The sequence below is a fragment of the Paracoccus saliphilus genome (genome assembly GCF_028553805.1).
GTDB classification, from domain to species: Bacteria; Pseudomonadota; Alphaproteobacteria; order Rhodobacterales; family Rhodobacteraceae; genus Paracoccus; species Paracoccus saliphilus.
This window is the reverse complement of the sequence record NZ_CP067140.1, coordinates 2923571-2944592: the sequence shown is the minus strand read 5'-3', so window position 1 is coordinate 2944592 and position 21022 is coordinate 2923571. Positions and strand designations below refer to the sequence as shown.

Annotated in this window: 17 protein-coding genes; 13 read left to right on the top strand and 4 right to left on the bottom strand. The window is 61.9% G+C overall.

Translation table 11 applies throughout. The features are described 5' to 3' along the window. The first annotated feature begins 80 nt into the window (after window positions 1–80). Window positions 81–1472 carry a dihydrolipoyl dehydrogenase gene (gene lpdA / locus JHX88_RS14210; RefSeq protein WP_076523704.1) on the top strand — a complete coding sequence of 464 codons (1392 nt, stop codon included), beginning with the start codon at window positions 81–83 and terminating at the stop codon, window positions 1470–1472. Window positions 1473–1676: 204 nt separating this feature from the next. Here lpdA and JHX88_RS14205 read toward each other — a convergent pair whose 3' ends face one another. Continuing rightward, window positions 1677–2423, bottom strand: a complete 747-nt coding sequence (locus JHX88_RS14205) for a Bax inhibitor-1/YccA family protein (RefSeq protein WP_076523701.1) — start codon at window positions 2421–2423, stop codon at window positions 1677–1679. A gap of 97 nt (window positions 2424–2520) precedes the next feature. After that, on the bottom strand, window positions 2521–3435 hold the full coding sequence (locus JHX88_RS14200) for an NADPH:quinone oxidoreductase family protein (protein ID WP_272848036.1): 915 nt from the start codon (window positions 3433–3435) through the stop codon (window positions 2521–2523). A 232-nt stretch (window positions 3436–3667) separates the two neighbouring features. On the opposite strand from JHX88_RS14200, the gene JHX88_RS14195 reads away from it, so the two are divergent. From JHX88_RS14195 to rnr, 12 genes are all read left to right on the top strand, one after another. Continuing rightward, window positions 3668–4024: a helix-turn-helix domain-containing protein gene (locus JHX88_RS14195; protein ID WP_076523696.1), complete on the top strand. Its 357-nt coding sequence runs from the start codon at window positions 3668–3670 to the stop codon at window positions 4022–4024. A 105-nt stretch (window positions 4025–4129) separates the two neighbouring features. Continuing rightward, the gene (hisN, locus tag JHX88_RS14190; protein ID WP_076523693.1) at window positions 4130–4915 is read left to right on the top strand and encodes a histidinol-phosphatase; all 786 of its coding nucleotides are present in this window, start codon (window positions 4130–4132) and stop codon (window positions 4913–4915) included. A gap of 55 nt (window positions 4916–4970) precedes the next feature. Next, entirely contained in the window at window positions 4971–6383 is a 1413-nt protein-coding gene (mgtE, locus tag JHX88_RS14185; RefSeq protein WP_076523691.1) for a magnesium transporter, read from the top strand. After that, window positions 6380–6940: a 5-formyltetrahydrofolate cyclo-ligase gene (locus JHX88_RS14180; protein ID WP_076523688.1), complete on the top strand. Its 561-nt coding sequence runs from the start codon at window positions 6380–6382 to the stop codon at window positions 6938–6940. Before mgtE ends, JHX88_RS14180 begins: the two co-directional genes overlap by 4 nt. Window positions 6941–7406: 466 nt before the next feature. Next, window positions 7407–11054 (top strand): vitamin B12-dependent ribonucleotide reductase, encoded by a 3648-nt coding sequence (locus tag JHX88_RS14175; protein ID WP_076523685.1) that lies wholly within the window; start codon window positions 7407–7409, stop codon window positions 11052–11054. A gap of 269 nt (window positions 11055–11323) precedes the next feature. Beyond that, window positions 11324–12586: a beta-ketoacyl-ACP synthase II gene (gene fabF, locus JHX88_RS14170; protein ID WP_076523683.1), complete on the top strand. Its 1263-nt coding sequence runs from the start codon at window positions 11324–11326 to the stop codon at window positions 12584–12586. Further along, window positions 12586–13767 (top strand): endolytic transglycosylase MltG, encoded by a 1182-nt coding sequence (gene mltG / locus JHX88_RS14165; RefSeq protein ID WP_176011402.1) that lies wholly within the window; start codon window positions 12586–12588, stop codon window positions 13765–13767. Before fabF ends, mltG begins: the two co-directional genes overlap by 1 nt. Before the next feature lie 134 nt (window positions 13768–13901). Further along, entirely contained in the window at window positions 13902–14339 is a 438-nt protein-coding gene (locus JHX88_RS14160; RefSeq protein ID WP_076523679.1) for a hypothetical protein, read from the top strand. 194 nt (window positions 14340–14533) lie between these two features. Then, the gene (locus JHX88_RS14155; protein ID WP_076523840.1) at window positions 14534–15298 is read left to right on the top strand and encodes a sulfite exporter TauE/SafE family protein; all 765 of its coding nucleotides are present in this window, start codon (window positions 14534–14536) and stop codon (window positions 15296–15298) included. Between the two features lie 4 nt (window positions 15299–15302). Then, complete coding sequence (gene dapE / locus JHX88_RS14150; protein WP_076523676.1) at window positions 15303–16439, top strand: succinyl-diaminopimelate desuccinylase; 1137 nt, start codon at window positions 15303–15305, stop codon at window positions 16437–16439. After that, window positions 16436–16852: a GNAT family N-acetyltransferase gene (locus tag JHX88_RS14145; protein ID WP_076523674.1), complete on the top strand. Its 417-nt coding sequence runs from the start codon at window positions 16436–16438 to the stop codon at window positions 16850–16852. The genes dapE and JHX88_RS14145 overlap by 4 nt, the downstream gene beginning before the upstream one ends. 41 nt (window positions 16853–16893) lie before the next feature. Further along, window positions 16894–19137 carry a ribonuclease R gene (rnr, locus tag JHX88_RS14140; RefSeq protein WP_076523672.1) on the top strand — a complete coding sequence of 748 codons (2244 nt, stop codon included), beginning with the start codon at window positions 16894–16896 and terminating at the stop codon, window positions 19135–19137. A 61-nt stretch (window positions 19138–19198) separates the two neighbouring features. On the opposite strand, the gene JHX88_RS14135 is transcribed toward rnr, so the two are convergent. After that, entirely contained in the window at window positions 19199–19714 is a 516-nt protein-coding gene (locus JHX88_RS14135) for a DinB family protein (protein WP_076523838.1), read from the bottom strand. Between the two features lie 76 nt (window positions 19715–19790). Then, entirely contained in the window at window positions 19791–21008 is a 1218-nt protein-coding gene (locus JHX88_RS14130) for a UbiH/UbiF family hydroxylase (RefSeq protein WP_076523669.1), read from the bottom strand. Window positions 21009–21022: the final 14 nt, after the last annotated feature.

The window sequence follows — 21022 nt, the reverse complement described above, 5'->3', positions numbered from 1 at the left end:
CCGGGGTCTGCCTGCCCGATGCTTGCTGCCCTCCGGATAATGGTTTAACGCTGAACTATCTTCAGCAATCGGGGGACCGGATGGCTCAGAATTTCGATATGGTAGTGGTCGGCGCAGGACCGGGCGGTTATGTGGCTGCGATCCGGGGGGCGCAGCTTGGCCTGAAGGTGGCCTGTATCGAGCGCGAGCATCTGGGCGGTATCTGTCTCAACTGGGGCTGCATTCCCACCAAGGCGCTGTTGCGCAGCGCTGAGGTATTTCATCTGATGGAGCGGGCCAAGGATTTCGGCCTCTCCGCTGACAAGATCGGCTTCGACCTGGACAAGGTCGTGGACCGGTCCCGCGGCGTGGCCAAGCAATTATCGGGCGGCATCGGCCATCTGTTCAAGAAGAACAAGGTCTCTGTCATCATGGGCGAGGCCAAGCTGACAGGTAAGGGCAAGCTGAGCGTCAAGACCGACAAGGGCACCGAAGAGATCACCGCGAAATCCATCGTGCTGGCCACCGGCGCGCGGGCGCGGGAATTGCCTGGACTGGAGCCGGATGGCAAGCTGGTCTGGAACTACAAGCACGCGTTGAAACCGCCGCATATGCCGAAGAAGCTGCTGGTGATCGGCTCGGGGGCGATCGGTATTGAATTCGCCAGCTTTTTCAACACGCTCGGCGCCGATACTACCGTGGTCGAAGTGATGGACCGTGTATTGCCCGTCGAGGATGCCGAGATCAGCGCCTTTGCCAGGAAGCAATTCGTCAAGCAGGGCATGAAGATCATGGAGAAGGCGACGGTCAAGAAACTGGACCGCGCCGGAGCCAAGGTGACCGCTCATGTCGAGACCGGCGGCAAGACCGAGAAGATGGAATTCGACACGGTGATCTCGGCCGTCGGCATCGTTGGCAATGTCGAGGGCCTGGGGCTGGAAGAGATGGGAATCAAGCTCGACCGCAGCCATGTCGTAACCGATGAATATTGCCGCACCGGTATTGACGGGATTTATGCCATCGGCGACCTCGCCGGTGCGCCTTGGCTGGCGCACAAGGCCAGCCATGAGGGCGTGATGGTGGCCGAATTGATCGCGGGCCAGCATCCGCATCCGGTCAAACCGAACTCGATCGCGGGCTGTACCTATTGCCAGCCGCAGGTCGCCAGCGTCGGCTATACCGAGGCGCAGGCCAAGGAGAAGGGCTACGAGATCAAGGTGGGGCGTTTCCCCTTTATCGGCAATGGCAAGGCGATTGCCCTTGGCGAGACCGAGGGGATGGTCAAGACCGTGTTCGACGCCAAGACCGGAGAATTGCTGGGCGCGCATATGGTCGGAGCCGAGGTGACCGAACTGATTCAGGGCTATGTCGTGGGCCGCACTCTGGAAACGACGGAAGCCGAACTGATGGAAACGGTCTTCCCGCATCCGACCTTGTCCGAGATGATGCATGAAGCGGTGCTGGACGCCTATGGCCGGGCCATCCATTTCTGATTTTGTTTCGCGCGACGGAACTTTATTGGGGGGGCCTTGTGCCCCCCATCGTCGTTTTCACGACGATTCCCCCTGCAGGATATTGATCTGAAGAAGAAGCTGCGATGCGCGAGCTAGGCTGGCTTGGCCTTTGCGGGTGGAGCAAGAAGAAAGGCCGGGCGAATGAATGCCCGGCCTTTGTCGATTTCGTCGGGTGGGTTGCGATTAATCGCGGTTGCCCAGGAACGAGAGCAGGAACATGAACAGGTTCAGGAAGTCCAAGTATAGCTGCAGGGCCCCCATGATCGCGGTCTTGCCCAGGAATTCGCTGTCCGACCCGGCCAGCTGCAGATAGGTGTTCTTAATCTTCTGCGTATCGTAGGCGGTCAGGCCGGCGAAGATCAGCACGCCAAGGAGCGAGATCGCGAATTGCAGACCGCTGGACTGCAGGAAGATGTTCACGATCGAGGCGACGATCAGGCCGATCACGCCCATGATCAGGAAGCTGCCCCAGCCTGAGATATCCTTCTTCGTGGTATAGCCCCAGAGGGACAGGCCGGCGAATGCGATGGCCGTCACGAGGAATGTCTGCACGATCGAGAAGGCCGTGTAGACGAGGAAGATCGAGCTGATCGACAGCCCGATCAAGGCGGCGAAGCCGTAAAAGACCATGGTTGCCGCCTGAACCGACAGGCGGTTGAGCGCAGCGCCGAAGCCGAAGACGACCAGCAGCGGGGCGAACATGATCACCCATTTCAGTGGCGAGGCGTAGATCGCCGTGCCGAGGCCGGTCAATTGACCGCTGGCATCGACGGCGAGCGTGCTGATGCCCCAGGCGAAGACGGCGGTCACAAGCATTCCGACCGACATCAGCCCATATACGCGGTTCATATAGGCCCGCAGCCCTTCATCGATCACCGCCGAGCGGGTGCCGACGCCCTGCGCGGTACGGTAAGAGTTGTATTCTGCCATCAATGTCTCCCCTGTAGGAATGGCGTTGCTGTCATGGGCATTATATTGGCGAGATGTGACCGTGATTCAACTACTGTAACCATTCAAATGTGCAGGATCATAAGGAAATGAGGATCTTTCCGACCGCTCGGCGGCTGCGAAGCATTTCATAGCCCTCGACAAGACGCGACAGGGGCAGGGGTTTACTCGCTACCGGGTTGAGCTTGCCAGTGTCGAACAGGTGGAACAGTTCCGACAGGCTGTTGCGTAGGGCGGATGGCTCCAAGCTATTGTAACCACCCCAGTAAAACCCGTGAATGGCGATATTCTTGACCAATGCGTGGTTGAGCGGCAGTTTGGGTGTGTTGCCGCCCGCAAAACCGATGACCAGAAAGCGCCCACCCCGGCGCAATGCGCCGAAAGCAGCCTCGCCTGGCGTGTCTCCTACTGGATCGTAAACCACATCCACCCCGCCAAGATCACGCAATGTTGCTTTGAGATCTGCGCTGTCGGCACTGTCGATCACCTTTTCGGCACCGGCATCCTGTATTGTCTGCAGCTTTTCGGCGCCACGGGCGATTCCGATCACCCGGGCACCCAGGGCGCGACCGATCTCGACCGCAGTCAAACCGACACCGCCCGCCGCGCCAAGAACGGCAAGGGTCTCTCCGGGCTTCAGGGCCGCCCGCAAAGTGAGTGCCAGGTGACTGCTGCCATAAGCGATCTGGAATCCCGCCGCCTGCTCGAAGCTCATCCGGTCGGGAATCTTCAGACAGGCACTCTGTGGCACGGCGATCACCTGCGCCATTGTGCCGGGATGGCAGACGGCAACCCGGTCTCCAGGGGCGAATCCGCTACCGGCTGGAGCCTCCAGCACCTCGCCCGCACCTTCGAGGCCGGGCGTGAATGGAGGCTCTTCCCGTTCCTGATACTCACCCTTTGCCTTCAGCAGATCGGCGAAGTTCAGTGCCGCGCAGCGCATACGCAGCAACAGGTCATCCCCGGAACGTCGGGGAGCGGGTGATTCGAGCACAATGGGCTCTTCACCGAATGCGTTCACATTTGCGAGCCTTATTCTGTTCGACATTGAGCTTTCATGTGAAAGGTGAAATGATATCACCGGTTTGTAACAGTTTCTTCAGTTTTCACCACCCTTTGAACTTTGTCTGTATTTTTATTTTAGGTTTGGTATGTTAGCGGAGTTATCATCCGCTGATTGCGGAGTGGAGATTGGTTCAATTTATAATTGCGTAACGAGGTTTGGTATGAAGCACAGTGTGGACGTACATGTCGGGAAGCGGATTCGTCATCGTCGTTGGATGATCGGCGTGACGCAGCAGCAACTTGCCGATAAAGTCGGGATCAAGTTTCAGCAGATCCAGAAATACGAAACAGGCATGAACCGGGTTTCGGCATCCCGCCTGTGGGATATTGCCCACGCACTTGATGTGCCAGTGAATTTCTTTTTCGAAGGCCTGCATGAACTGGCCATGGGAGAGGTCGAGGGGGATATCCTCGCCGACAAGGAGGCGCTGCAACTCGTGCGGGCATATTATGCCATTCCCGAAACGCAACGCCGCCAAATCTTTGAACTCGCGCGTGTATTGTCGAATGTCGCCTGACAATTGACGCCGCTGCGCAGCCCGGTGGGTTGCGCGCGGCGATGGGGGCTGGAAGCTTGCGGCTGTCGGCGCTAGACCTGCCCTTGGCGGACAGGGTGGGCAGCCATGCAAGACGCGCAGGATATCATCGACACGGCACATGAGATGGCGGATGCAGCCCGGCAGGCGATCCTGCCGCTGTTTCGCAGTGCTTCGCTCGCGACCGACAACAAACGGCCCGCGGATTTCGATCCGGTGACCGAGGCCGACCGCGCCGCCGAAAAGGCGATGCGGGAGGTCTTGGCGCGCCGCCGACCGAAGGATGCGATTTTCGGCGAGGAATTTGGACATCGAGAGGGCAGCAGCGAACTGACCTGGATTCTCGACCCCATCGACGGCACTCGTGCCTTTATTTGCGGTGCGCCAAGCTGGGGCGTATTGATTGGGCTAAGTGACGGGCAGGGGATACGCTACGGTCTGATCGACCAGCCCTATATCGGCGAACGTTTCGAAGGCGGGCTTGGCCTCTCCCGGCTGACCGGCCCGGACGGTCAAAGGCCATTGGCGGTGCGGAACGGTGTCACGCTGGATCAGGCGACATTGATGACGACCTTTCCCGAACTCGGCACCGAGGCCGAGGCCGAGGCTTTCCGGCGCGTGGCAGCCAAGGTCCGGCTGACCCGCTATGGGCTGGATTGCTATGCCTATGCCTTGCTGGCCCTTGGGCAGATCGATCTGGTGATAGAGGCCGGGTTGCAGTCCTATGACATTGCCGGACCGCTGGCGGTGATAGAAGCGGCCGGGGGTATCGTGACGAATTGGCAGGGCGGCTCCGCGGCGCAGGGAGGGCAGGTTGTCGCTGCGGCGACGGAACTTCTTCACCAGCAGGCGCTTGAATTGTTGAACGCGTGAGCGGCGCGCTCTATCCAGCCAAAATTAACCAGTATCACAGGACAGGAGAACCCGGATGAATCACGACGAGCGCCCCGACGCCGAGGATCAGGTTGCCGAGACGCCGTCGGATCGCGAGGAGGATGAATTCCTGCCGCGGCGTGAATGGTTGGAGCAGATAGACGCGGCGATCGAGGCCGGAGAGGCCGCCAGGCTCAACGAACTGCTTGAGCCGATGCACGCCGCCGATATCGCCGATATCATCGAGCAATTGGACACCTCGGGACGGCGCGCCTTTCTGACTCTCTATTCCGGTGAGATTGACGGCGAGATCCTGTCCGAGATCGATGAATCGATCCGCGAAGAAGTGCTCGAACAACTTCCGCCAGACGTGCTGGCAGAGGCCGTGCGCGAGATGGACAGCGACGATGTCGTTGACCTGGTCGAAGATCTGGATGAACCCGAGCGCGCTGACATCCTCGCCGTTCTGGATGATTCCGACCGTGCCGCAGTACAGCAATCGCTGACCTATCCAGAATATTCCGCAGGTCGCCTGATGCAGTCCGAGGTGGTGACCGCGCCCGGGCATTGGACCGTGGGCGAGGCTATCGACTTCCTGCGGGCCGAGGAATGGTTGCCGGAACAGTTCTATCACATCATCCTGGTCGACCCGCGCCGGCATCCTATCGGCTATGTTCAGCTTGGGCGGATGCTGGCGTCGCGGCGTGATACCCCCATCAGCGATCTGTCAGAGGACAGTTTCCGGACGATCAGCGCCTATGCGGACGAGGGCGATGTCGCCTATGCCTTCAACCAGTATCACCTGATTTCCGCACCGGTCGTGGACAAGGATGACCGGCTGGTGGGCGTGATCACCATCGACGACGCCATGTCGGTCCTGGACGAGGAACATGAAGAGGACATCCTGCGTCTTGCAGGTGTCGGCGAGGACTCCGCGATTACCGACAGCGTGATCGAAACGCTGCGCCAACGCCTGCCATGGCTGATGGTGAACCTGGTGACCGCGATTGCCGCCTCCTTGGTGATTGCCGTCTTCGAGGCGACGATCCAGCAGATCGTGGCGCTGGCGGTGCTCATGCCGATCGTTGCCTCGATGGGGGGCAATGCCGGGACGCAGACCCTGACCGTTGCGGTTCGGGCGCTGGCGACAAAGAGCCTGACCGGCGGCAATGTCTGGCGTGTAGTCCGGCGCGAGGCGGCGGTGGGATTGTTGAACGGATTGGCCTTTGCCGCTGTCATGGGCGTGGTTGCCTGGTTCTGGTTCGACGGCATGTCCCTTGCCGCCGTGATCGGTATCGCGATGATCATCAACCTGGGCATTGCCGCGCTTGCCGGGATCCTGATCCCGCTGACATTGGAAAAACTGGGGGCCGATCCGGCACTGGCGTCGGGCACCTTCGTGACCACGGTGACCGATGTCGTCGGGTTCTTCGCCTTTCTCGGCCTCGCCTCGGCGGTGTTGCTATGAGCGCCGCAGAGAAATCCGCATTGCGGCGACAGGCACTGGCCGCCCGCCAGCAGCACGGAGGCGATCAGGCCGGGATCACCCGTCACTTGAGCGCCGCGCTTGCACCGCATGCCGGGAAGACCCTCTCGGGCTATTGGCCAATGCGAGGGGAAGCCGATCCCATTCCCGCGATGCGGGCGCATCGTGGCCCGCTTTGCCTGCCGGTCGTGACCGGCAAGGCCGTACCCCTGGTCTTTCGAGGCTGGGACGGTGGTCCTCTGGAGCCGGGGCCATTCGGCACCTCGCACCCCCCCGAATCGTCACCGGTGCGGCGCCCCCATATATTGATCGTGCCCCTGGCGGCATTCGACCGGGCGGGGAATCGTATCGGCTATGGCGGGGGATATTATGATCGAACGCTGGAATTGCTGCGATCGGAGGGGCCCGTAATCGCGATTGGGCTGGCCTTCGCGAGCCAGGAACTGCCCTCGATACCAGCAGAAACTTTCGACCAGCCTCTGGATTTGATGGTGACTTGCCGTGAAATCATCCAGCCGAAACCTGCCACGACAGGTTAACCGGATATTGTGACTTCTTTGCATCAGCTGTGTGCAAGCTGGGGATGGTCCGTGGATAACCCTGTGGAAGAAGGGTGAACTTCCGGATCTATCCATTTGAAGGTTTTCGTGAAAACCGCAATCGCCAAGTAGGTTGGCACGATGCGTATGGCGGATTGTGCGCGAATCCCGGCAAGGCGGGATCCGGCCGATGTCAACGCCATTCTGTTCAAACATTGTCAAAAAAAGAAGTTGAAAGGATGACAATAACGCGTCACTTTGTGTGATGTGGCTATGGCGGCACAAGATGTGGTGGGGAAACCTGTGGACAGCATCGCGGCCTGGCTCGGGATTTGGTTCACCTCGATATGGCGGCGATCACTTCGCCGGACCCGGTTGCACGGCCGGGTGGCGGTATCTCCATGCCTGTCGGGAAGGGGCGCAGTTCCGGACGAGGGACAGTAACAAGGCACCAGAGGGGCAGGACATGAAGATCGAAAGGCGCTTTACCACCGAGAAGAGTGGCGCATATGGCGAAATCGAATTCACCACGACAGTCAGCGAAATTCGCAATCCGGATGGCCAGATCGTCTTCCGCAATGACAGCGTCGAGATCCCGAAAGGCTGGAGCCAGGTCGCCAGCGACGTGATCGCCCAGAAATATTTCCGCAAGGCCGGCGTTCCGGCGGTATTGAAGCGGGTGAAGGAAAAGGGTGTGCCCGAATTCCTGTGGCGCAGCGTGGCCGACAAAAAGGCGCTGGAAAGCCTGCCCGAGGAAGCGCGTTATACCGGCGAAACCAGCGCTCGGCAGGTTTTTGACCGGTTGGCCGGGGCCTGGGCCTATTGGGGCTGGAAGGGCGGCTATTTCACCAGCGAGGCAGATGCCCGCGCCTATTACGACGAGATGCGCCACATGCTGGCCCGGCAAATGGCCGCGCCGAATTCCCCGCAATGGTTCAATACCGGGCTGCACTGGGCCTATGGCATCGATGGGCCATCGCAGGGGCATTTCTATGTCGATTACAAGACCGGCAAGCTGGTCAAGTCCGACAGCGCCTATGAGCATCCGCAGCCGCATGCCTGCTTTATCCAATCCGTCGCCGATGACCTGGTGAATGAGGGCGGCATCATGGATCTGTGGGTGCGCGAGGCGCGGCTGTTCAAATACGGCTCGGGCACCGGCACCAATTTCAGCTCGCTGCGCGGCGAGGGAGAGAACCTCTCGGGCGGCGGCAAATCCAGCGGGCTGATGGGTTTCCTTAAGATCGGCGACCGCGCGGCGGGCGCGATCAAGTCGGGCGGCACCACGCGCCGCGCCGCCAAGATGGTGATCTGCGACATGGATCACCCCGATATCGAGCAGTTCATCAACTGGAAGGTGATCGAGGAACAGAAGGTCGCCAGCCTCGTCGCCGGCTCCAAGGCGCATGAGGCGAAGCTGAACGAGATCTTCGCCGCCATAGGCGAATGGGACGGCAGCATCGAGGACGCGACCGACCCGGCGAAGAACGACGCGCTGAAATCCGCGATCCGCGGCGCCAAGAAGGCGATGATCCCGGAAACCTATATCAACCGCGTGCTGCAATATGCGCGGCAGGGCTTCGACAGCATCGAATTCCCGACCTATGACACCGATTGGGATTCCGAGGCCTATGTCAGCGTCTCGGGCCAGAACTCGAACAACTCGGTGCGGGTGACGGATGCCTTCCTGCAGGCGGTGCGCGACGATGCCCCGTGGGAATTGCTGCGCCGCACCGACGGCAAGACTGCCAAGACCGTCTCGGCCCGCGAACTCTGGGACCAGGTCGGCCATGCCGCATGGGCCTGCGCCGATCCGGGTATCCAGTTCCATGACACGGTGAACTCCTGGCATACCTGTCCGGCAGATGGCCCGATCCGGGGCAGCAATCCCTGCAGCGAATACATGTTCCTCGACGATACCGCCTGCAACCTGGCGTCGATGAACCTGCTGAAATTCTACAATGATGGCCGTTTCGACGCCGAGGCCTATGTTCATGCAACGCGCCTGTGGACCGTAACGCTGGAGATCAGCGTGCTGATGGCGCAGTTCCCCTCGAAGGAAATCGCGCAGCGGTCCTATGATTACCGAACGCTCGGGCTTGGCTATGCCAATATCGGTGGCCTGCTGATGAATATGGGCTTTGGTTATGACAGTGACGAGGGCCGGGCGCTTTGTGGTGCGCTGACCGCGATCATGACCGGTGTGGGCTATGCGACCTCGGCCGAGATGGCGTCTGAACTGGGGGCGTTCCCAAGCTACGAGCGCAATGCCGAGCATATGCTGCGGGTGATCCGCAATCACCGCGCGGCAGCCTTTGGCACCGACGCCTATCAGGGTGTCAACGTCAAGCCGGTTGCGCTCGACGCCGACAACTGCCCCGATCAGCGGCTGGTTTCGGTTGCTCGCGACGCATGGGACGAGGCGCTGACCCTGGGCGAGCAACATGGTTTCCGCAATGCGCAGGCCACGGTGATTGCGCCGACCGGCACGATCGGGCTGGTCATGGATTGCGACACGACCGGGATCGAACCCGACTTCGCCTTGGTCAAGTTCAAGAAACTGGCCGGAGGCGGCTATTTCAAGATCATCAACCAATCGGTTCCGGCGGCGCTCGAGATGTTGGGTTATCCTTCTTCGCAGATCGAGGAGATCATCGCCTATGCGGTCGGTCATGGCTCGCTTGGCAACTGCCCCGGCATCAACCACACTGCGCTGACCGGCCATGGTTTCGGCCCGCGTGAGATCGAGAAGATCGAGGCCGCGCTGGCCACGGCATTCGATATCCGCTTTGTTTTCAACCAGTGGACATTGGGCGAGGAATTCTGCAAATCCACGCTTGGCATTCCGGCGGAAAAGCTGAACGATCCGACCTTCGACCTGCTGCGCCATCTGGGCTTTACCCGCGCTCAGGTCGAGGCCGCCAATGACCATGTCTGCGGCACCATGACGCTGGAAGGTGCGCCGTTCCTGAAGGACGAGCACCTGTCGGTCTTCGATTGCGCCAATGCCTGCGGCAAGAAGGGCAAGCGTTACCTTTCGGTCGATAGCCACATCTACATGATGGCGGCGGCACAGAGCTTCATCTCGGGTGCGATCAGCAAGACGATCAACATGCCCAACACCGCCACGATTGCCGATGCGCTGGCCGCCTATGAGTTGTCATGGTCGCTCGGCATCAAGGCCAATGCGCTTTATCGCGACGGCTCGAAACTGTCGCAGCCGCTGGCGTCGGCGCTGGTCGAAGATGATGAGGAGGCCGAAGAGGTGCTGGCCAATGGCAGTGCGCAGGAAAAGGCCGCGGTCATCGCCGAGAAAATCGTCGAGAAGATCATCGTCAAGGAAACCGTTCGCAGCCATCGTGAAAAACTGCCGCAGCGCCGCAAGGGCTATACGCAGAAGGCCATCGTCGGTGGGCACAAGGTCTATCTGCGTACAGGCGAGTATGACGATGGCGCCCTGGGTGAAATCTTCATCGACATGCACAAGGAAGGCGCGGGTTTCCGGGCGATGATGAACAATTTCGCCATCGCGGTTTCGGTGGGCCTGCAATATGGCGTGCCGCTGGAGGAATTCGTGGACGCATTCACCTTCACCCGCTTCGAACCGGCGGGCATGGTGCAGGGCAATGACAGCATCAAGAACGCGACTTCGATCCTCGATTACGTGTTCCGGGAACTGGCGGTCTCTTATCTCGACCGCACGGATCTGGCGCATGTGAAACCCGAAGGCGCGAGCTTTGACGATCTCGGCGGAGGCGAGGGCGAGGGCAAGGCCAATGTCGCCCCTGTCAGCGACGAGAGCGAGCTGAAATCGCTGACCATGCTCAAGCAGATCAGCAGCGCGGGTTACCTGCGCAAGCGCTTGCCGCAAGAGCTGATGGTTCTGCAGGGCGGGGTTTCGACGCAGGCGGTTGCCAGTGGCATCGCAGAGGCCGCGACCAGCTATCAGGCGGCTCCGGCTGCCGTCGCGACGACAGTGCCCGATGCTCGGACCAAGGCCCGGATGCAGGGATACGAGGGCGATCCCTGCGGGGAATGCGGCAATTACACGCTGGTGCGCAACGGTACCTGCATGAAGTGCAATACCTGCGGAGGCACCAGCGGGTGTAGTTGATGAAAGGACGGGGCCGGGTGACCGGCCCCTTTCGTTAAGTCAGGCGAAGGTGCGGGTTCCACGGTTGCCCGCGCGCCTATCGAAGCAGCCAGCCGCCCGGCAAGAGGCGCAGCCTGACAGCAGCCCCCGTTCCGCTGAAATGCGGTGCGGGGGTATTTCATTGCAATAGGCGACGACGGAAGCGGGTGGGTTTTGTCCTTGCGGCGTTGCGCGCTTCATCGCCCGCGTGTATCAGGTCGGGAACGAGGATTTGCTTGAAGGATACGCGCATGCGCAGGGTTGTTGTCACCGGTCTGGGGATGGTCACGCCGCTCGCTTCCGGCGTCGAGGCGACGTGGGAACGACTGTTGGCCGGCAAATCGGGGGCGGGGCCAATCACGCGCTTCGATCCCAAGGATGTCGTGACGCAATATGCCTGCGAGATACCGTTCGGCGATGGCAGCGACGGAACTTTCAATCCCGATGACTGGATGGCGCCCAAGGACCGCCGCAAGGTCGATGATTTCATTCTTTACGGCATGGCCGCTGCCGAGCAGGCGGTGAAGGATGCCGGATGGGAGCCCGAGGAAGAAGAGGAAAGACTGCGCACCGGCGTGATGATCGGTTCGGGGATCGGCGGGTTGACCTCGATCGCCGAGACGGCGGTGCTGATCAAGGAGCGCGGGCCGAAGCGGGTCTCGCCCTTCTTCATCCCCGGCGCGCTGATCAACCTGATCTCGGGGCAGGTTTCGATCCGTTACGGCTTCAAGGGGCCGAACCATGCTGTCGTGACCGCCTGCTCGACCGGGGCGCATGCGATCGGCGACGCCTCGCGGCTGATCATGCTGGGCGATGCAGATGTGATGGTGGCCGGCGGGGCCGAGGCGCCGATCAGTGAGATCGGGATTGCCGGGTTCAACGCTTGCAAGGCGCTGTCCACCAAGCGGGCCGGTGATCCGCAGGCGGCCAGCCGCCCCTATGACGAGGATCGTGACGGTTTCGTCATGGGCGAGGGCGCGGGTGTTGTCGTGCTGGAGGAATATGAACATGCCAAGGCGCGCGGCGCGACGATCTATGCAGAGGTGATCGGCTACGGATTGTCGGGCGACGCCTATCACATCACTGCGCCCGCCGAGGATGGCGATGGCGGTTACCGGGCGATGCAGAACGCGCTGCGCTCTGCCGGGATCGGGCCGGACAGGATCGATTACATCAATGCGCATGGCACCTCGACCATGGCCGACACGATCGAACTGGGCGCGGTCGAGCGGCTGATGGGCGAAAGCGCGAAAGACGCCGTGATGTCCTCGACCAAGTCGAGCATCGGGCATCTGCTGGGCGCGGCGGGCGCGGTCGAGGCGATCTTCTGCGTGCTGGCGATCCGCGACCAGATCTGCCCGCCGACGATCAACCTGGACAACCCTGCCGTTCAGCCGAAACTGGATCTTGCCGCCAATGCTGCCGTTCGCCGCAACGTGAACGTGGCGCTGTCGAATTCCTTCGGGTTTGGCGGTACCAATGCCAGTCTCGTGCTTGGAAAGGTTGATGGATGATCTGGCGCAATATCGCCTCGAATTTCTTCACGCTGCTGGTCGTGTTGCTGATCGCCGCTGCCGGGGCGGTGGCATGGGCCAAGCAGCAATTTACCGGGCAGGGGCCCAGTGAAATCGCGCAATGCGTCGAGATCGCTCCGGGCGCCAGCCTGAACGCGGTCAGCAAGCAGCTGGCCGAACAGGGGGCGATATCCAACGCTTATATCTTTCGCGCCGGTGCCGATTACATGGACGAGGCGCGCAATCTGCGTTTCGGAAGCTACCTGATGCCGCCCCATGCCAGCATGGAGGATATCATCGGGACGATTACCACGGGTGGCCCCTCGACCTGCGGAACCGAGGTGATCCTGCGCATCGGCGTGCGGGAAAACACCATGCTTCTGCGTGACATCAACCCCGAGACCGGCGCCTATGAAGAGCGCGCGCGTTACAATCCTGCGGTCGAGGACGCGCCCGAGGCGATTGCTTCGGCCGAAGAACAGGAAGACGCCCGGCTGCGCCTGACCATGGCCGAGGGGGTGACGAGCTGGCAGGTTGTCGAGGGGCTGAAAGCCGCCGGTTTCCTGACCGGCGAGATTGACGAACTGCCCGAGGAGGGCAGCCTTGCCCCGGATACCTACGAGGTCGATAAAGGCCAGGATCGCAACTCGATCCTGACCCGGATGGCCGAACGGCAGGCTGCGATCCTGGCCGAGGAATGGGAGGCGCGACCTTTCGGACTGCCCTACGAGACCCCGCAGGAGGCGCTGATCATGGCCTCTATCGTCGAGAAGGAGACAGGTGTTCCCGACGAGCGGCCGCAGGTGGCCAGCGTCTTCGTCAACCGGCTGGAGCAGGGCATGCGGCTGGAGACCGACCCGACGGTGATCTATGGCATCACCGATGGGCAGGGGGTGCTGGATCGCGGGTTGCGCCGGTCCGAGCTGAACGAGACCACGCCTTACAATACCTATCGCATCGACGGACTGCCGCCGACGCCGATCGCCAATCCGGGCCGCGCCGCGATCAGGGCGACGCTGAATCCGGCGGAGACCGATTACCTGTTCTTCGTGGCCGATGGCTCGGGCGGGCATGCATTCGCGCAGACGCTGGACGAGCATAACGCCAATGTCGCCCGCTGGCGCGAGATCGAGCGGCAAAGGGGCGAGGCTGCGGATACGCCGGTTCAGGGCGGGGGATGAAGCCGGCCCGAAACCCGCCATGCGGCTGATCCATATTTGACAAAGCCCGCCTCTCGCAGCAGGCTGAAATTCGAGGGGCGGGCTTTGTCATGGCGTCTGTCGCGCCGGGCCTTGGCCCCGCAGGGAGAAGCATAATGAAACTGTCCGACATGTTTTCCAGCCTTGCCGAGAATGCCCGCAGCTTCGAAGAGCGCGTCAGCGAATGGCAGGAGCAGATGAACGCCCAAGGTGACGACATGATGGCCAGCGCCCGCAAGTGGCAGGAAGCCACGATGCAGCGCCAAGAAGAGTTGAACAAGCAGATGCAGGGCTATTTCGACGAGGCGGGCGAGAATGTCCGCACTCAGTGGGAAACTATGCAGAGCGCTTGGGAAGAGCAGTTCCAGACGATGCAGAAAAAGGGCGAAGAGATGCGGGCTTCGGCCATGAAGAGCGGCAATTTCGCCGATTGGGCAGAGGCCTATGCCGCGCAGATGGTGACCTTCGCACAGAAGATGCAGGACGAGGCCGCCAATGCCATCGCTGCCGCGACCGAGGCGCGGGGCAAGTCGGACGGCAAGAAGAAGGGGTGATTGCCGCTCCCGTAGCGATTGCGTCAAGGCGTTGCAAATTCATGGCTTTCGCCTTGGCGTTTCTGCGGAAGGGGCGGTGAATGGCGCAAATCGGCTAATGTCTTGGCTTCCCGGTTGACGCTCGATAGATTTGCGTGCCGCTTCTGCATGAAAAGGCATTTCCAATCCCCTGCGCTCGGTCTAGCGTGCCGCTCATGTTCGGTATCGAGACTTGGCAATTCTGGGGGGCAATGGCGATCACGGCCTTTGCGGGCTTTGTGAAAGGCGCGGTCGGATTCGCCATGCCGATGATCATGCTCTCGGCCTTCGGTTCGATCCTGCCCGCCACGACGGCGCTGGCGGCACTGATCCTGCCCACGCTGCTGACCAATATTCAGCAGGCATTCCGGCAGGGGCCGCAAGAGGCTTGGGGTTCGATCTGGCGCTTCCGGCTGCATATCTCGATGGTGGTGATCTTCATCTGCGTGTCGGCGGGTTTCGCAAAGGCGCTTCCGCAGCCGGTGATGTATATCCTGCTGGGGGCGCCGATCGTCGGTTTCGCCCTGTGGCAGTTGGCGGGACGGTCATTGGTCCTGCCCTTGCATCACCGCCGCCGGGCCGAGGCCGTCACCGGAATCGTCGGCGGGCTTTATGGCGGCATCTCGGGAATCTGGGGACCGCCACTGATCGTCTACCTGTTATCCGTCGGCGTTGAAAAGCGCGAGCAGGTGCGGGTGCAGGGTGTGGTGTTCCTGCTGGGGGCGGTCGTGCTGACGGCGGCGCATCTGACCTCGGGGATACTGAATGCGCAGACCCTGCCGCTGTCGCTGGTCTTATGCGTTCCGGCTTTCGCGGGGATGATGGCCGGCTTTGCCTTGCAGGACCGGCTCGATGTGGTGCAGTTTCGGCGCTGGACATTGGTGCTTCTGGTGCTGACCGGGCTCAACCTTGTCCGCCGTGCATTCGAATTCTGGATCTGAACACATGACTGACGCTGCCGACCTGACCGCCCGCCTGATACGCTGCCCTTCCGTGACACCCGAGGAGGGCGGGGCGCTGGTGCTGCTTGGCAACATGCTGGCTGCGGCGGGGTTCGTGATCCACCGGGTGGACCGGAACGGCACGCCGAACCTGTTCGCGCGATGGGGCGCGAAGGGTGCGAAGAGCTTCGGTTTCAACGGTCATACCGACGTGGTGCCGCCCGGTGACACGGGATCATGGACGCATCCGCCTTTCAGCGGGCATGTCGAGGACGGGATCATCTGGGGTCGGGGTGCCACCGACATGAAGTCGGGCGTCGCGGCATTCACCGCCGCCGCCATCGATTTCGTCACCCGGACCCCGCCCGATGGTGCCGTGATCCTGACCGTCACCGGCGACGAGGAGGGAGCGTCGAAGGACGGCACCCGCGCGATACTCGACTGGATGGCCGAGAATGGCGAGCGCATGGATGCCTGCGTCGTCGGTGAGCCCAGCAATCCGAACGAAATGGGCGAGATGATGAAGATCGGGCGCCGCGGTTCGGTCACCTTCCGGATCAAAGCCAAAGGCGTGCAGGGCCATGCCGCCTATCCGCATCGCGCCAACAACCCGCTGCACGCCTTGACCCGCTATCTGGACGGGCTGATATCCGAACCACTGGACCAGGGAACCGATCATTTCGACCCCACCGGCCTGCAGATCACCAGCATCGATTGCGGCAACCCCGCCTCGAATGTCATTCCCGAGGCGGCGGTGGCGGTGGTCAATATCCGGTTCAACGATCTGCATACGGGCGAATCTTTGACCCGCGACCTGACCGCTCGGGCCGAGTCGGTCAGCGGGGAAACCGGCGTCGAACTGACGGTCGAGGCGGATATATCGGGCGAGGCTTTCCTGACCGAGCCCGGCCCCTTCGTCGATCTTGTCCGAGCCGTTGTGACCGAGGAATGTGGACGGCAGCCCGAATTGTCGACCTCTGGCGGGACGTCGGACGCGCGCTTCGTCAAGGATCACTGTCCGGTGGTCGAATTCGGCTTGGTCGGCCAATTCATGCATCAGGTCGATGAGCGCGTGCCCGCGGATCAGGTGCGGCAGCTTCAGGGCATTTACCAGCGCATCCTGGAAAGGTATTTCGCATGAGGATCGAAGAGACGGACGATATCGATGCTTGCCGCGCATTGCGCCACGCCGTGTTCATCGAGGAGCAGGGCATTGCCGAGGCCGATGAATGGGACGATCTGGACGGGCAGGCGATCCATCTTCTGGCATGGGAAGAGGGCGAGCCGGTCGGGACGGCCCGCATCCTGCAATCCGGGACGACGGGCAAGATCGGGCGGGTCTGCGTATTGGCCAAGGCACGTGGAACCGGTCTTGGCACCAAGCTGATCCGGGCGGCGGTGGATGTTCTGCGGGCACGTCCCGGCGTGACCCATGCCAAGCTTGGTGCGCAGGTGCATGCCATCGGATTCTACGAGAAGCTGGGCTTCAAGGTGGCGGGCGAGGTCTACGATGACGCGGGCATCCCTCACCGCGACATGATACGCGAATTGTAAATCCTGTCGCCTCTCCTTTCTCTCCCTGTTAGGCTCGTTCCATGACCCAGATTCCCAGCAAACAACAGATCATGGATTGGGTCGCCGAGCATCCCGACGCCAATTCCAAACGTGACATCGCCAAGGCTTTCGGCATCAAGGGCGCGGATCGGATCGAGCTGAAGCGGCTGCTGAAGGAACTCGAGGCCGAGGGTCAGCTTGAACGCCGCCGTCGCCATTATCTCGACCCCGAGAAACTGCCCCCCGTGACGGTGCTGGAACTGCTGGCCCCGGACGGCTCTGGCGATCTTTTCGCCCGCCCGCTGGAATGGCGTGGTGAAGGGCCGATGCCGCGTATCCTGTTCACCCCGCGCGAAGCCGATCCGGCATTGGGGCAAGGTGAACGCTTCCTCTCGCGGCTGGTCGAGGTGCATGGCGAGGATTACCAATACGAGGCGCGTTTCATGCGCCGCATCGCTGCCGCGCCCAATCGGATCGTGGGCGTGTTCCGCAAGGAGACCGAGGGCGGGCGTATCGTGCCCATCGACAAGGGGCAGGACCGTGAATGGCGGGTCCGACCGGATGCCACGCTCGGGGCGCAGTCGGGGGAATTGGTGCAAGCCGAACAGGCCGGGCCGAAAGGTCGCCTTGGTTTGCCATTGGCCCGGATCGTGGACCGGTTGGGCGATCCTTCAGCCCCTCGCTCGGTCAGCCTGATCGCCATTCATCAGCACGGAATCCCCGACGAGTTCCCCGACAAGGTCATCGCCGAGGCCGAGGCGCAAAAGCCCGCGACCATGAAGGGCCGCGACGATCTGCGCGACCTGCCCTTGGTCACCATCGACCCGGCGGATGCGCGGGATCACGACGACGCTGTCGCGGGTTCCGTCGAGGAAGACGGCGGCGCCACCATCTGGGTCGCGATCGCCGATGTGGCGCATTACGTCCGTTCCGGTTCGGCGCTGGACCGTGAAGCTTGGAACCGTGGCAACTCGACCTATTTTCCCGACCGCGTGGTGCCGATGCTGCCCGAGGCGCTCTCGGCGGATCTCTGTTCGCTGCATGAGGGCGAGGATCGCCCGGTGATCGCGGTGCGCATGCGGCTGGACGCGCAGGGCAACAAGGTCAGCCACACATTCCATCGCGGCATGATGAACAGCCGGGCCAGCCTGTCATACGGGCAGGCGCAGTCGGCAGCCGACGGCAAGCCCGACGAACAGACTGAAGCCTTGCTGGACTCGGTGATCAAGCCGCTCTGGCATGCTTACGGCTTACTGAAATCGGCGCGTGAGCGGCGTCAGCCGCTGGATCTGGACCTGCCGGAACGCCGGATCGAGCTGACCGAGGATGGCCGCGTCAAAGCGGTGAATTTCCGCGAACGCCTGGACGCGCATCGGCTGATCGAGGAATTCATGGTGCTGGCCAATGTCGCCGCCGCCGAGGAATTGTCCCGCCGTCAGCGCCCGCTCTTGTTCCGGGTGCACGAGGAACCCTCGCTGGACAAGATCGACGCACTGCGCGAGGTGGCGCAAGCATCGGGGTTCACGCTGGCCAAGGGGCAGGTCTTGCAGACCAGCCATCTGAACCGGCTACTGGCCCAATCCGAGGGCACCGATTTCGACGAGCTGATCAATATCACCACGCTACGCTCGATGACGCAGGCTTACTATCATCCCGAGAATTTCGGCCATTTCGGCTTGGCGTTGAAGAACTATGCGCATTTCACCTCGCCCATCCGCCGCTATTCCGATCTCGTCGTGCATAGGGCACTGATTACCGGGCATGGCTGGGGCAAGGACGGATTATCCGACGGCGATATCGAGCGCCTCTCTGAAACCGCCACCCATATCAGCGAGACCGAGCGCCGCTCGATGACGGCCGAGCGCGATACAACCGACCGCTATCTTGCCGCTTATCTGGCCGACCGGGTCGGCACGGAAATGACCGGACGCATCAGCGGTATCCAGCGTTTCGGGGCCTTCATCAAGCTGGATGAGACGGGGGCCGATGGCTTGCTGCCGATCCGCGATATCGGGCAGGAATATTTCCACTTCGACCCCGACGCGCAGAAGCTGATCGGCGCCGATACGGAGATCGAGGTCGGCATCGGGCAACGTGTCACGGTACGTCTTGCCGAAGCGGTGCCCGTCACCGGGGGGCTTACACTGGAACTGCTTGAACTCGAAGGCGAGGCACTGCCGAGCGCTCCGGGCAAAGGCAAGCGCAGCCGTAGCCCGCGCCGGGTCTCGACGAAATCCAGATTGGCAGAGATCAAGCGCGCCAAGAAACGCCGCCGCAAGAAATAAGGCGCTTCAGGACGAGGCTTGATACACCGGCGATTTGCTCGCGTTTTCCGAATGGCCGCAGCTACAAGTTCAGATAGTGCTCGGGCATGAAAGGTATATCGGTATCGCCGGGCTTGATCCCCGCCGCCGTCAGCATCGCGTGGATCTGGCCGCGATGATGGGTCTGATGATTGAATATCTGCAGCACGAGCATTTTCTTTGGCTTGGTGATATCGCGCCCGATCGCGCCTGAAAACCAGGTCAGATCGCCTTCGAACCATTCCGGCGAGGTCTCATGCGCCCATTGCAGGAGGCGTTCGTCCATCCTCTGCCGTTCCTTTCGAAAATCGTCCCAGTCATCGGCCAAGGTGGTCGAATCAGGAATGCCGCCGGAGGGGGGCGTCGTTCCGGCGAATCTGCTCAACCAGGCCATGTCGGCCCACAGGATGTGCGAGAATGTCTTTTGGATCGATCCAAAGAAGGCTCCGCGATCCCTAGCGCGTTCCTCGGCTGAAATACTGTCCGTGGCGGCCAGCAGGTTCTCGTTTTGCCAGAGATTGTACCTGGCCATGGCCAATGCATATTGTTGATTTGGCATCTTGTTACCCCTGATCGGATCTATGATCCCGATCAGATAGCAGAGAGAAAGCAAGAGCAACCCGGGGCAGTACCGCTTATCCGTCGCCGGCTCTCGCCGAACCCAGGCCAAGCCCGGCGCGCATCACCATCCGGCGGATCGGGCCGATGCCATAAAAGCCGCCAAGCGCGGCAGCGCGCAGGTCGCGCAGCGGGCGCATCTTGGCCTGACTGGCGCGGTTCAGTGCGTCGATGCCCAGCAATCGGGCATAGGCATCCGGGCGGCGGCTTTGGTTATAGCGATCGAGGCTCGCCGGATTGCCGGGATCGTTGCGGGACAGGTCGATCAGCGTGGTCAGATCGGCAAGGCTCATGTTCAGGCCTTGTGCGCCGATGGGGGGGACGACATGGGCGGCCTCGGCGATCAGCGCGGTGCGGGGACCGCTGAAGCGGTCGGCGATCTGGCTGATGATCGGCCATTCTGTCAGCGCGGTGGCCTGGCTCAGGCGGCCTAGAACACCGGCCGAACGCGCGTTCAGCTCTTCCGCGAAATCTTTGCGGGGCAGGGCGCGCAGCCGGGCGATTTCACGGCCGTTTTCCATCCACACGACAGCCGAGGATGGCAGCCCGTCGCGATCGGGCAGGGGAACCAGCGTGAAGGGCCCGCCCGAGCGGTGGATCTCTGTCGAGACATTTTCATGCGGGTGCTCATGGGTGACGGCGAAGGCCAGCGCCTTCTGGCCATAGCGGAATGTCCGCACCCCGATGCCCAATGCCTGCCGGGTGGGCGAGTTGCGCCCGTCGGCGGCGATGACCAGTTTCGCACGCAGGTGGCGGCCATCTGACAGTGTGACCATGGCGCCCTCGTCGCGGGGGACAAGATCGGCGGTGCCGATGCCGGGCAGGAAGTGGACGGTTTGCAGTTGCTCCAACCGGGCCGATATCTCGCGCCGCAAGAGCCAATTGGGAAGGTTCCAGCCAAAGGGCGCATCACCGATCTCGGCGGCATCGAAATCGCGGGTCAGGCGCGCCTCGGGCCGTGCGCCGCCCGCATCGACGATGCGCATGATCTGCAAGGGCGTTGCAAAGGGCGCGAGACGGTCCCACAGCCCGATGCGCTCCAGCAGATCGACCGATGGGGCGAGAAAGGCGGTGCTGCGCAAATCGGCGCCGCGGGCGGCTTCCTCGGTCACCGGGGGGGTGGGATCGACGCAAAGGGTCGAGAAACCCTCGGCCCCGAACCCGGCCGCCGCGATCAGCCCGGCAATCCCGCCGCCCGAGACCAGAATGTCGATATCTTCGATCTTGCTGCTCATCTGCACTCTGCCAA

Excerpts from the sequence above, each read along its gene's own strand:
- mgtE (WP_076523691.1), top strand. The coding sequence starts at position 4,971 with ATGAATCACGACGAGCGCCCCGACGCCGAGGATCAGGTTGCCGAGACG.
- JHX88_RS14160 (WP_076523679.1), top strand. The coding sequence starts at position 13,902 with ATGAAACTGTCCGACATGTTTTCCAGCCTTGCCGAGAATGCCCGCAGC.
- dapE (WP_076523676.1), top strand. The coding sequence starts at position 15,303 with ATGACTGACGCTGCCGACCTGACCGCCCGCCTGATACGCTGCCCTTCC.
- JHX88_RS14130 (WP_076523669.1), bottom strand. The coding sequence starts at position 21,008 with ATGAGCAGCAAGATCGAAGATATCGACATTCTGGTCTCGGGCGGCGGG.
- JHX88_RS14175 (WP_076523685.1), top strand. The coding sequence starts at position 7,407 with ATGAAGATCGAAAGGCGCTTTACCACCGAGAAGAGTGGCGCATATGGC.
- JHX88_RS14195 (WP_076523696.1), top strand. The coding sequence starts at position 3,668 with ATGAAGCACAGTGTGGACGTACATGTCGGGAAGCGGATTCGTCATCGT.
- JHX88_RS14205 (WP_076523701.1), bottom strand. The coding sequence starts at position 2,423 with ATGGCAGAATACAACTCTTACCGTACCGCGCAGGGCGTCGGCACCCGC.
- JHX88_RS14145 (WP_076523674.1), top strand. The coding sequence starts at position 16,436 with ATGAGGATCGAAGAGACGGACGATATCGATGCTTGCCGCGCATTGCGC.
- JHX88_RS14135 (WP_076523838.1), bottom strand. The coding sequence starts at position 19,714 with ATGCCAAATCAACAATATGCATTGGCCATGGCCAGGTACAATCTCTGG.
- rnr (WP_076523672.1), top strand. The coding sequence starts at position 16,894 with ATGACCCAGATTCCCAGCAAACAACAGATCATGGATTGGGTCGCCGAG.
- JHX88_RS14155 (WP_076523840.1), top strand. The coding sequence starts at position 14,534 with ATGTTCGGTATCGAGACTTGGCAATTCTGGGGGGCAATGGCGATCACG.
- JHX88_RS14180 (WP_076523688.1), top strand. The coding sequence starts at position 6,380 with ATGAGCGCCGCAGAGAAATCCGCATTGCGGCGACAGGCACTGGCCGCC.
- fabF (WP_076523683.1), top strand. The coding sequence starts at position 11,324 with ATGCGCAGGGTTGTTGTCACCGGTCTGGGGATGGTCACGCCGCTCGCT.
- lpdA (WP_076523704.1), top strand. The coding sequence starts at position 81 with ATGGCTCAGAATTTCGATATGGTAGTGGTCGGCGCAGGACCGGGCGGT.
- hisN (WP_076523693.1), top strand. The coding sequence starts at position 4,130 with ATGCAAGACGCGCAGGATATCATCGACACGGCACATGAGATGGCGGAT.